The organism is Desulfocicer vacuolatum DSM 3385 (assembly GCF_900176365.1).
Classification (GTDB): Bacteria; Desulfobacterota; Desulfobacteria; order Desulfobacterales; family Desulfobacteraceae; genus Desulfocicer; species Desulfocicer vacuolatum.
On the sequence record NZ_FWXY01000005.1, the window covers coordinates 202,817 to 215,019 of the forward strand.

The following is a 12,203-nucleotide window of genomic DNA, read 5'->3' on the forward strand; positions in this document are numbered from 1 at the left end:
ATGAAAAATACAGATAATGAATTACGACACAACTTGCAATCCCAGGATTTCGGTCTGATATTTGACGCCATCATGGCCCACTCCCGGGACGGTCTGTTTGTGGTGGACAGATCCGGTACCGTGGTCATGGTGAACCGGGCCACGGAAATGATGTTTGATTTTAAAGCGGCGGACATCCTGGGCAGAAATGTGAGAAATCTGGTGACAGAAGGCTTTTACAATCCCTCGGTTTCCCTTATTGTTATTCGGAAAAAAACAGCTGTTTCCCTCATCCAGACCACCCGGCACGGCAAAAAGATTTTATCCACAGGCATTCCCATATTTGATGATAAAAAAAACATTAAATATGTTCTGGTCAATGACAGAGACATCTCTTTAATCAATTCCCTGGCAGAAAGCCTTTATCCTGAAGATCTCCAGGAGGATGGCTTTCACATGGATCTTTCCGATTTCGGCGTTGCCGCCACAGAGCTGCAGGGTCTTGTGATTAAAAGCCCGGCCATGGAAAAAGTGATTCGCACAGCAGTGCGGGCCGCCCGGTTTGACATTCCCCTGATCATCACCGGTGAATCAGGGGTGGGAAAAACCATGATCGTTAAATTGATTCATCAGCTTTCAGAACGAAGAAATCATCCCTTTGCTGATCTTAACTGCGGTGCCATCACTGAATCTCTCATTGAATCAGAATTGTTTGGCCACGAAAAAGGGGCATTCACAGGTGCATCCGCCGCCGGTAAAAAAGGGCTGTTTGAAATGGCTGACAAAGGTACCCTGTTTCTGGATGAAATTGGAGAAATTCCCCTGGCTGTCCAGGTAAAGCTTTTGAAGTTTCTTGAAAAAAAAGAGTTCATGCGGGTGGGCGGGACCCGGACCGTTTCCATAGATACCCGGATTATTGCCGCCACCAACAGAGATCTTGAAGCCATGGTGTCCCAGGGCCGGTTCAGAAGCGATCTTTATTTCAGACTCAATGTGGTTCCCATTGAGATTCCCTCCCTGCGTGAACGAAAGGAGGAAATCCTTTCCCTGGCGCACTTTTTTCTGGAAAAGTTTAATAAAGAATTTAAAACTTATAAAGGCCTGTCCGCAGCTGCTGAAAATGTGCTCCAGGAGTACGCCTTCCCCGGCAATGTCCGGGAATTGGAAAATATCATGCAAAGATTGGTTGCCATGACCGAAGGAAATACCATTCAGGTGAGGCACCTGCCTGATATGATGTCAGGAAAAGAAAAATCCGAATCAAAGACTGTTTCCAGCCCCAGGGATTACCAGGAAAAAATCAGTGATTTTGAAATTAAAATGATTATGGATGCCGTAAAAAAGTACGGCAGCCAGCGGAAAGCCGCCAAAGCCCTGGGAATCAGTCAGTCTACCCTCTCGCGCAAGCTTAAAAACACCACATCCCCCCATATTATTCATTGAGGGGTACCCTCCCCATCATTTCTCGCCTGTCACCAGAAACCTTTAATCATGCATGCTATAAAAAGTGACAGGGTCAATCATAAGCCGGATCACTATATGTGGGATAAAATTTATTAACTCGCAAGAGCTTGTAATTACAGGTATTATTTTTACCTCTAAAATTTTATCATAAAATGACCGACGTTATGACTAAGCCCAAAGTGATGCATACAGACATCACTTTCATGAAAAATGATGCATGCGGACATCATACCCATGCCCATGAAATTATTTTAGCTTATTTTTACGCTATTAAAAACAAAGCAATCAATAATTAAAAAATAACGATCTCATCAACACATCCGATGCCACATACCCACAAAGCACTGTAATTAAATCAAAAAAACAGATCAATTTGTTTTTGAGGCAAACTGAACGGCAAATAAAACTCAGTATATCTAATTGTTTTTCATCAAAAGACACCACAATGGCATGTTGATTGCAAATACAGATACTCAAAACAAGAAAATGTATTTGTTAAAATCATCTATAGTTTTCATTTTTACATACATAATTATCAGGAGATTTACCATGTCAACAACATTACCTACCCATGCTCAAATCGTTATTATCGGTGGTGGAATTGTGGGCTGTAGCACGGCTTACCATCTTACGAAAAAAGGTTTTAAAGATATCGTTCTGCTGGAACGAAAAGAGCTGGGAGCCGGTACCACATTTGCCGCAGCTGGGCTTCTTGCTCAGTTGAGACAAAACCAGGAAATGACCAACCTTGCCAAATATGCCGTGGAACTCTACTCCACCCTGGAACAGGAAACCGGAGTGAATACCGGGTTTGTGAAAACCGGTGCCATCGGTGTATGCCAGACCGAAGATCGTCGTCTGGAATGGCTCCGGGGATCTGCCATGGCCAAGGCCTTTGGCATTGACATGCATGAAATCAGCCTGAAAGAAGCAGAAGACATGGTTCCCTGTATGAGCACCGAAGGTCTGGTATCAGCATTCTATCTTCCCAATGACGGTCAGGTGGACCCCATCAGTGCCACCCAGTCCCTGGCCAAGGGTGCCCGTAACGGCGGTGCCACCATCATTGAAAACTGCAAAGTCACTGATATTAAAACCAAAGACAAAACCATCACCGGGGTGAGCACCGAACTTGGTGACATCTCCTGTGAATATGTGGTGAACTGTGCAGGCATGTGGGGACGGGACATTGGAAAAATTGTTAACGTAAGTATTCCCCTGCATCCGGCAGAGCATCTCCATGCCATCACCACCCCCATTCCGGGATTGAAAAAACATTTCCCCACAGTTCGTGACTTTGACGGTGTGACCTACTTTAAAGAAGAGTCCGGCGGAATCCTGCTGGGTGGATTTGAAGTGGAAGCCAAACCCTGGGGTATGAAGGGCATTCCTGAAAACTGGAAATTTACTGAACTTCCCGAAGACTGGGATCAGCTTGAAGTATTCATGGAGTGTGGCTACGATCGTTTCCCGGCCCTGGAAGATGCCCAGATCAGACATCTCCAGATTTCAGCAGAAAGTTTTACTCCGGACAACGCCTTTATGATCGGTGAAGCCCCCGGTGTTAAAAACTTTTTTGTGGGATGCGGCATGAACTCCGTTGGTATTGCCGGATCTGCCGGTGTGGGTCGGGCCCTTTCCGAATGGATTGCCCAAGGATACCCCGAAGAGCAGCTGTGGCCCGTGGATGTGAGACGTTACTTCCCATGGCAGCAGAATAAAACCTATCTGCATGACCGTGTAAAAGAGTCTGTGGGTATCCTCTACGAACAACATTATCCCAACCGCCAGAGAGCCACTGCAAGACCGGTTATCTGTTCCCCTGTCCATGACAGACTCAAAGACAACGGGGCCTGCTTTTCCATGATCGCCGGTTGGGAAAGGGCGGACTGGTTTGCCCCCGAGGGTGTGGACGCGGTTCATAAATATGACTGGAGATCCCCCAACTGGCTTCCCTACCAGAAAGAAGAGCATTTGGCTGTGCGCCATGGCGTAGGTATGTATGAGCTCTCCTCCATGGGTAATATTCTGGTCCAGGGCCGGGATGCCATGTCTGTGCTTCAAAATATCTGCACCAATGACATTAATGTTCCCAAGGGCGGCGTGGTCTATACCCCGGTTGTCAATGAAAGGGGTGGATTTGAAACAGACATCACCGTTACCAGAACCGATGATGAAACTTTCTTTATTGTCACCGCAGCCGGTACAACTGTCCGGGATCTGGATTATATCCAGAGAAGAATCCCCAAGGATGCCATCTGCACCGCCACTGACGTCACCCATGGCTATGCCATGCTGGCAATCATGGGACCCAAATCCCGGGATCTCATGCAGGCCCTGACATCGGCAGATATGTCCAATGAAGCCTTTCCATTCAGCACAGCCCAGGAAATTGACATTGCCTACGCCAGATGTACCGCCGTTCGCATGTCCTATGTGGGCGAGCTTGGCTGGGAGCTTTACATTCCCTCTCATTTTACCCTGCCTGTGTTTGATGCCATCATGAAGGCCGGAAAGAAATTTGATCTGAAGCTTGTGGGTATGCAGGCGGTGAACTCCCTTCGACTGGAAACAGGATACCGTCACTGGGAATCAGACATTACTCCTGATGACAATCCCTATGAGGCTGGCCTTGGCTTTGGTGTAAAACTTGACAAAGGCGACTTCATCGGTCGGGATGCCCTGGTAAAAATAAAGGAAGAGGGTATTGAACGAAAAATCGTCATGTTCACCCTGGATGAATCTGATATCATGATTTACGGCAATGAGCCCATATACCGCGACGGTGTGTACATCAGCACCACCACATCAAGTGCCTATGGATTTGAGGTGGGAACAGCTGTGGCCATGGGTTATCTCAAGAATCCCGAAGGCGGCAAAATCACCAACGAATGGATTAAAGAGGGTAAATACGAAATCATGGTGGAAGGAAAAGCCCTTCCCGCCACTGTGGTTCTTGGCTCTCCCTATGATCCCAAAAATCTTAGAACCAAGATGTAAATAAATGCTGTGGGCAAAAACCCTATTCTAAACCGGATTTGCCCACAATAAAGCTTGAAATACGCCTCTGAATTGCGGAGTATTTTATATAAAAAAAACAAAAAAGAGGAATCACGCTGTGAATATAGTTGTCCTGATGAAACAGGTACCAGACACGGAAGCCCCGGTGGAAATCGCCGAGTCCAATGTCGCTATCGACACTGAAGATACAAAGTGGGCCATTAACCCCTACGATGAATTTTCCCTGGAAGAAGCCCTGCTCATTAAAGAAGCAAAGGGAGACAGCAAAGTAACCCTGGTCACCGTGGGACCTGACCATGTGGCTGAGGCCATCCGGGTTGCCTATGCCATGGGTGTTGATGAGGCCATTCACATCAATGATGAAATTGATGACGAAGTATACGGAGCCGTTGATCCCCACACCACAGCCGCCATCATTGCCGCAGCTTTAAAGGATGTTCCTTTTGATCTGATCATTGCCGGTCAGCGGGCCGTGGATGATGACAGTTATCTGGTACCAGCCCTGGTGGCAAACAAACTCAATCTGCCCATTATTTCTCTGGTTACCAAACAGGAAACCACTGACACTGAAATTAATTGTGTGCAATCCATTGACGGCGGTACTGCCGTTGTAAAAGCCGCTCTTCCGGCATTGATCACCACCCAGAAAGGTATTAATGAACCCCGCTATCCCAACTTCCGGGCCATCATGAAAGCCAAAAAGAAAAAGGTGGATGAAAGAGAGCTTGAAGACATTGGCCTTGATCCTGAAAACTTTGGTATCAATGGAGCAAAGGTTAAAATAAGATCCATGGAATTTCCTCCGGAACGGGGCCAGGGTAAAATTATTGAGGGAAGCTCACCGGCAGAAAAAGCAAAAATATTGGTGAATTTGCTCAAGGAAGAAGCCTCTGTAATCTAACATTTTCAAATCCTGTAGGTCTGGAAGACTTTTCGGATTTGCAAGTATAGGAGTATATATTATCATGGCACAAGGTGTAATGGTTGTAGCTGAGCTGTTTAACGGCAGTTTTAAAAAAGTTTCTCTGGAGGCCCTCAGTAAGGGAAAAGCCCTTGCCGATTCATTGGGAGAATCCCTGGTGGCAGTTGTCATGGGAGCTGCTGTTTCAGAGCCTGCCAAAGAGCTGGCAAAATATGGTGCGGATCTCATTGTGGTGGCCCAGGACGCTGATCTTGAAGGTTATCGTCCCTGTCAACAACACAATGTACTTGTGGATATCATTAATGACAAGGCACCGCGCATGGTTCTCTTTGGTGCCACCCGCCAGGGTAAAGAGTTGTCAGCCAATGTGTCTGCCACCCTGGATGTGGGCCTGGCCCAGGAGTGTCTGGATCTTTTTATTGAAGATCAAAAACTGGTGGCAAAACGTACCCTTTTCGGGGGTAAGATCATTGCCACAGTAGACATTGAAGGCGACACCCAGCTTGCCACCATTCGTCCCAATGTATTTGAAATCACAGAAGCTACAGGGGCAGGAGTCGTTGAAGAATGTGCTGTAAATCTCGGAACCGTTAATGTAACCCTTATTGAAGAAAAGGTTGAGGTTTCAAGTAAAATTGAACTCACCGAAGCTGATTACATTGTTTCCGGGGGGCGGGCCATGGACGGCCCGGATTTTTCCATCCTGGAAAATCTTGCTGCCACCCTTGGCGGGGCCGTGGGGGCCTCCCGAAATGCAGTGGATGCGGGCTGGCGTCCCCAGACAGATCAGGTGGGTCAGACCGGAAAGGTGGTTTCTCCCAAGCTGTACATTGCCTGCGGTATTTCCGGCGCCATGCAGCACATTGCCGGCATGAGCACATCGGATGTTATTGTGGCCATTAACAATGATCCGGATGCGTTGATTTTCAAGACCTCTGACTACAGTATTGTTGATGATCTTTTTGACGTGGTGCCTGCCATCACAGAAGAGATTAAAAAACTGGCCTAACTTAATCGCAACATGGGGCAAAAAAAATTTTTGTCCCATGTTTTTTTATCAGTATATTTGTTGTGTTCCACAGGGCATACCCGTTTAAGGAGTATATTTCAAGCTTTGTTGTGGGTGGAACCGGATCAAAATACGATTTGTCCGTGACAGTTATATTATGGTGAACTTGGCGGAATGCACTCCCCCCCGGCAAATTCAGGTTCATGCAATGGAATTAGAATATCTGCCATGTCCCGGATTTTCAGCATGATATCATAAGCATCAAAGGCATTTACCAAGGTTCCGGGAGGAATAACTTCCATCTCCATGGCCCGGATCTCTTTGGGGGGATGAAAATTCTCCTTGATTACACAAAATCCTGTGATAACGGCCTTTCCTTTATCCGTATCAATGGCAATGCTCATGCCGCCGTCGGTGTGAACCGGAGTATGAATACAGGCGATACCCGGCACCACCTCGGTGTCGCCGGTCATTACCTTGATTTGACCATTTTCTTCCACATCCTCGATGTAATCCTCCAGATACCGAAAATCCAATGGATGGGGATCATGGATTCGCTTTAACTCTTTTTCATGGACATAAATGGCCGCATTAATGCATTTATAATCGTTTTCACAATGATCATTGTGAAGATGGGTGTGAATGATAATATCAATGGATTCAGGGGTGAGTCCAAATTGGGCAAGGCCTTCCTCAAATCTATAAATCTTTCCCCCTATTGCCTTTTCCCGCTCTTTGGATTGAATGGGGCTCATCTCCCCGGTATCCACCAGAATATTTTTATCCCCCCCTTTGATGTACCAGCCATAAATGGGAATGGTGTAAGACTCCCCTGCCCCGTGCTGATAGGTCATCATACTTTTATCAAACACCTTGGTGCCCAGTACAATGGGATAAATGGTATAGGTTGTCATGCCTGTTTCTCCCACACCCTGGGGGTGTAATTTTCCGGCAGATGGGCACTTCCTTTCACACAGCTCATACCGGTTTCCCGGTGAACTTTTTCAATGATGGCATCAATGTCCTCACAAAAACCGCCCTGGGCATCGTCCCATTTACCCTCTTTTTTGGCGGCAAAGGTGCAGGTTACAAAATGTATGGCATCAACCCCTTTGGATTTTAAAATTTTTGCAAACCCCACCACATTATCCCCGGGACATCTACAGGTGAAAACCCCACCGGGCACAGAGGCATCCTCATACCGGGCAAATCCTTGTTTGTTACCAACCAGACACGTAAAACACCCGGTCAACGGGCAGCGATCTTCATTTTTTTCACAGCGGATAATGGCAATTTTTGTCATGAAATTTCCCTAATGATTATTTAATTAATATTATGATATCCATGGATTATCGCAGTTAATTCAAATTTATTTCCCCCTTCTTGGCTTGCCCATATTACAATGAATATTGAGCATATGTCAATAAGTTGAACCTAATATTTCCATGGGCGTATGGAGATCAGTAGCCCAGTAATTTATAGAGTCGCTCTCTGCGCCAAAGAAACTAACACCATAATTGACATGCCTAAAACGATTACATATAGTTTAAATTTATTGCTGTGTCGGATTTAAACAACGCAAAAAAAGCTTGAAAAAAAATTCATTTGCTGTAGGTATCTCCACAGAGAAACACTTTTCAGAAGAGAGATACCATGGCAGAAGCATTAATTCCATTTTTATGCAAACCATGGCGGTCACCTCTCTTTTGTTGAACATATTGAGCTTGAGAATAAAATTCAGGCATTTTGAAACAAGGAGACTTACGTGACGCAAACAGACAGCAAACAATTAATGCTGGGAAACCAGGCCCTGGCCAGGGGGCTTGTGGAAAACGGCTGCCGCATGGCAACAGCCTACCCCGGCACCCCCTCATCGGAAATACTCACCTCTGTGGCTGCATGGAAAAAACAAGAAGCCCTGGATGACATGCATGTGCAATGGGGTATCAATGAAAAAGTGTCCTTTGAAATTGCCTATGCCGGCAGCATTGCAGGGCTTAGATGTGCTGTGGCCATGAAACAGGTGGGACTCAATGTGGCCTCAGACCCCTTTATGAGCGCTGCATACCTCGGAGTAAAAGGCGGTTTCCTTATTATAAGTGCAGATGATCCCGGCCCCCATTCTTCCCAGACCGAACAGGACAGCCGTCTTTATGCCATGTCCGCCAAGGTACCGGTGCTGGACCCGGACTCCCCGGAGCAGGCCCGGAAAATGGCAAAACTGGGATTTGAACTATCCGAAGCCTTTGAGATCCCTGTGATGATCCGCCCCACCACCCGGGTGTGCCATGCAAGGCAGGATGTCTCCCTTTTGCCCATCACTGCCCGGGAAAAATCAGCTGAATTTGAAAAAAATCCAGGAAGATGGGCCGCCACCCCCAAGTTCCGGTATATTCTTCACAATCAATTGGAAGAAAAACTCAAAAAAATAGCCGCCTGGGAAGACACGGCCCCTGTGTGCCTGAACCCGTCTGTTCAATCGGACAAGGCTGTTGTGGTGGCAGGCGTATCTGCGGCCCATGCCAGGGATATTATAAAGGAGCTGGATCTGTGGGACACCGTGCGCCTTTATCAGGTATTCCAGCCCTTTCCTCTGCACACCGCATTTGTGGAACAAATATTGTCCGATCATTCAGATATCCTGGTGCTGGAAGAGACCACCGGGGTCATTGAAATGCAACTTGCCCGGAGAGATCGGGTCCAGGGTAAAAAATCAGGCGCTGTTCCGGAAACAGGAGAGTTGTTGCCGGAAATCATGGAAGGGATCATTGCCGGATTCTTATCTGTTGAACCCAAGTCTGCCATCATGGAATCCAAACCCGGCAGACGTCCCACTTTGTGCGCAGGCTGTCCCCACAGGGCAAGTTTTTTTGCCATTAAGCGGGCCGCCCCCAAGGGCATTTATACCAGTGATATCGGATGTTATACATTGGGCATGAATCTGGGTGCCGTGGATACGGTTTTGTGCATGGGCGCTGCCATCAGCCAGGCTGCGGGATTTGCCCATGCCTACACCGATGACAAACGTCCTCCCATTGTGGCCACCATGGGGGATTCCACCTTTTTCCATTCCGGGGTTCCGGCCCTTATTGATGCTGTGGTTCAAAAGGCCCCATTTCTTCTGGTAATTCTGGACAACCGCACCACTGCCATGACCGGAAATCAACCCACCCCGGCCACGGGCAGGGGCATCATGGGTGAAGAGACCGTATCCGTGGACATTGAAAAACTGGTGACCGGATGCGGCATTGACTATTGCATCACCGCTGATCCCATGGATTATCCCAATTTTCTGGATCACATGAAGGCGGCTGTGGCCCATGCCCGGGAAAACGGTCCTGCGGTTCTGATTTCACGCTCTCCCTGTGTGCTGTCCCTTTCAAAGGAGACCCGTAAAGCCCAGTTTCAAAAAGTTGTGGTCAACGACAACTGTGACGGATGCGGATATTGTGTATCCCATTTTGAATGTCCGGCCCTGGTCATGGATGAAAACGCAGAACTTGTGCACATTGATACCACCCTTTGCACGGGTTGCGGTGTCTGCGTCAATGTCTGTCCCAAAAAATCCATTGAGATCAAAATAAGTGAGGTGTAAATGAACCAGCAAATCGTTATCAGTGGTGTGGGGGGACAAGGGGTTTTGTTTATCACAGGGCTTCTGGCAAAGGCATGCATGGCAAAGGGTTCCCATGTCCTTACATCGGAAACCCATGGCATGGCCCAACGGGGGGGAACCGTGATTTCCCATCTTAAAATAGGAGACTATGCCAGTCCCTTGATCCGGCCAGGCAATGCGGACCTGTTGATTGTTCTGAAATCAGAAAATCTGGCTCAACACCGGGATTTTCTGAATCCCCGGGGCAAGGCTGTTGTCAATGCACAAACAACATTTGAAAAATCAGCCTCCACAGCCATCACATTGGATGCCGACAAAATGGCAGAAGATGAAAACAATCCCGGCTCTGTGAATCTTTACATGCTGGGGGGGGCACTTGCCGTGACCCAGGTGTGCAGCCTTTATGATGTAAAAGAACAGATCAAAAACCGACTTCAAGGAAAACCCGAAGCCCTGCTCACAGGGGCACTGAACGCCCTTGATAAAGGTTACAATCAAATAATTTAAACGTCTTACAGACCCTGTTTGATAAGGAAAAAGGTTGGAAAATGGGATTTATACCCGATAATTTAACAGATGAAAATATTAATGAAATTCAGCTCAAAGGCCTGAAATGGACCTTGAACCATGCCCTCCGGAATTCACCTTTTTATCAAAAAAAATACCGGGGCACAGGCATCACCGCCAATGATATCACCCAATTGTCTGATCTTGAAAAACTTCCGTTCATTGACAAACATGATCTCCAGAACGACTACCCCCTGCCTCTTAAATCCGTGTCCGATGAAAAAGTGGTGAGAATCCACGGATCTTCCGGCACCACGGGTAAAAGAAAGGTGATGTGCTATACCCGAAGGGACATTGACACCTGGGCTGACATGTTTGCAAGATGTTATGAGATATCGGGTATGACCCGGAAAGACCGGGTGCACATAGCCGTGGGGTATGGATTGTGGACCGCAGGCGCAGGATTTCAGACAGGGTGCGAACGATTTGGTGCCATGGCCGTTCCCCTGGGGCCGGTGAACACGGACATGCATGTGGAAATGCTGGTGGACATGCAGTCCACGGTGTTTTGTTCCACAGCCTCCATGGCCCTTCTCATGGCCGAAGAGGTTAAAAAAAGAGATCTTAAATCCAAAATTGCTCTGAAAAAAATCATCCTGGGTGCCGAGCGCCACAGCGATGCCATGCGGGCCCATATCAGCGAGCTTCTGGGGGTTGAGCAGATCTATGATATTTACGGGCTCACTGAAATGTATGGACCGGGCACCGGACTCGATTGTGCGTACCACCAGGGAATCCATTACTGGAACGATCTTTTTATCTATGAAATCATTGATCCCACCACCTTGAAACCGGTTGCCCCCGGGGAAGAAGGGGAGCTGGTGATCACCTCCCTTCAAAAGGAGGCAAGTCCCCTGATCCGCTACAGAACCCATGACATCACCCGACTGATTCCGGGAAAATGCCCCTGCGGGTGCAATTTCCCAAGACACGGCAGAATCCGGGGCAGAAGTGATGACATGTTTATTTACCGGGCTGTGAACATTTATCCCAGCCAGATTGATATCCTGCTGAGCACCGTTGAAAGTGTGGGCAGTGAATACCAGATTCATCTGCATCATCAAAAAGACGGTCGGGATCTCATGACGGTGAAGGTGGAAAGGGGCCAGGGAGTTTCTCCAGATCTTGATCCAGACATTGAGAAACAGATATCCGATAAAATCAGGCGACGTCTTCTGGTGCGACCCGCCGTGGAAGTGGTGGATTATCACACCCTGCCCAGAACCCAGAGAAAAAATCAGCGGGTCTTTGACAAGCGTAACGGCAACTCAAAATAACGGGCATGTCCTGTGGGACACAACAAATATAGGGTCGTAGACGCGGAGCCAAATGGTATTATACCGCCGCCCCCCGACGGGCAATGGTCCCGGACCGGAACTGTAGACAGCTCAATTGTCCGGTTCCTATTACCCGTCGGGGGGCGGCTCTGCTGAGGTTACCTTTTTATATAAACATACATGGCTGTAAGTACCAGCCACAACGAAAATTGAAACTCTTATGATGCCAGTATTTTGGATGGAGTTTCATATAAAACTGCCATGGGCAGATCATATTGGAATTTGATCTGCCCACAACGAAAAACAAAAACTCTAATTATTACAAGTCTTTGGCTGGAGTTTCATATA

At 47.5% G+C, this 12,203-nt stretch carries 9 protein-coding genes; 7 read left to right on the plus strand and 2 right to left on the minus strand.

Features of this window, described 5'->3' with window-relative positions:
- The 4 genes from B9A32_RS06580 to B9A32_RS06595 all read left to right on the plus strand — a co-directional run bounded on the left by B9A32_RS06580 (position 1) and on the right by B9A32_RS06595 (position 6,395).
- Positions 1 to 1,422, plus strand: a complete 1,422-nt coding sequence (locus B9A32_RS06580) for a sigma-54 interaction domain-containing protein (protein WP_084067704.1) — start codon at positions 1 to 3, stop codon at positions 1,420 to 1,422.
- A 570-nt stretch (positions 1,423 to 1,992) separates the two neighbouring features.
- The gene (locus B9A32_RS06585) at positions 1,993 to 4,443 is read left to right on the plus strand and encodes a GcvT family protein (RefSeq protein WP_084067706.1); all 2,451 of its coding nucleotides are present in this window, start codon (positions 1,993 to 1,995) and stop codon (positions 4,441 to 4,443) included.
- 118 nt (positions 4,444 to 4,561) lie between these two features.
- Positions 4,562 to 5,365: an electron transfer flavoprotein subunit beta/FixA family protein gene (locus B9A32_RS06590; protein WP_084067709.1), complete on the plus strand. Its 804-nt coding sequence runs from the start codon at positions 4,562 to 4,564 to the stop codon at positions 5,363 to 5,365.
- Positions 5,366 to 5,429: 64 nt separating this feature from the next.
- Positions 5,430 to 6,395: an electron transfer flavoprotein subunit alpha/FixB family protein gene (locus B9A32_RS06595; RefSeq protein ID WP_084067711.1), complete on the plus strand. Its 966-nt coding sequence runs from the start codon at positions 5,430 to 5,432 to the stop codon at positions 6,393 to 6,395.
- Positions 6,396 to 6,550: 155 nt separating this feature from the next.
- Here B9A32_RS06595 and B9A32_RS06600 read toward each other — a convergent pair whose 3' ends face one another.
- On the minus strand, positions 6,551 to 7,309 hold the full coding sequence (locus B9A32_RS06600; RefSeq protein ID WP_084067714.1) for an N-acyl homoserine lactonase family protein: 759 nt from the start codon (positions 7,307 to 7,309) through the stop codon (positions 6,551 to 6,553).
- A complete protein-coding gene (locus B9A32_RS06605) occupies positions 7,306 to 7,698 on the minus strand; it encodes a CGGC domain-containing protein (protein ID WP_084067716.1) in 393 nt (130 codons plus the stop codon). The genes B9A32_RS06600 and B9A32_RS06605 overlap by 4 nt, the downstream gene beginning before the upstream one ends.
- 462 nt (positions 7,699 to 8,160) lie before the next feature.
- Here B9A32_RS06605 and B9A32_RS06610 point away from each other — a divergent pair, with 462 nt between their 5' ends.
- The 3 genes from B9A32_RS06610 to B9A32_RS06620 are packed head-to-tail and all read left to right on the plus strand — an operon-like array spanning position 8,161 to position 11,855.
- Positions 8,161 to 9,990 carry a thiamine pyrophosphate-dependent enzyme gene (locus B9A32_RS06610; RefSeq protein ID WP_232367069.1) on the plus strand — a complete coding sequence of 610 codons (1,830 nt, stop codon included), beginning with the start codon at positions 8,161 to 8,163 and terminating at the stop codon, positions 9,988 to 9,990.
- On the plus strand, positions 9,991 to 10,518 hold the full coding sequence (locus tag B9A32_RS06615) for a 2-oxoacid:acceptor oxidoreductase family protein (RefSeq protein WP_084067719.1): 528 nt from the start codon (positions 9,991 to 9,993) through the stop codon (positions 10,516 to 10,518). It begins immediately after the preceding gene.
- A gap of 41 nt (positions 10,519 to 10,559) precedes the next feature.
- The gene (locus B9A32_RS06620) at positions 10,560 to 11,855 is read left to right on the plus strand and encodes a phenylacetate--CoA ligase family protein (protein WP_084067721.1); all 1,296 of its coding nucleotides are present in this window, start codon (positions 10,560 to 10,562) and stop codon (positions 11,853 to 11,855) included.
- The last annotated feature ends 348 nt before the right edge of the window (positions 11,856 to 12,203 follow it).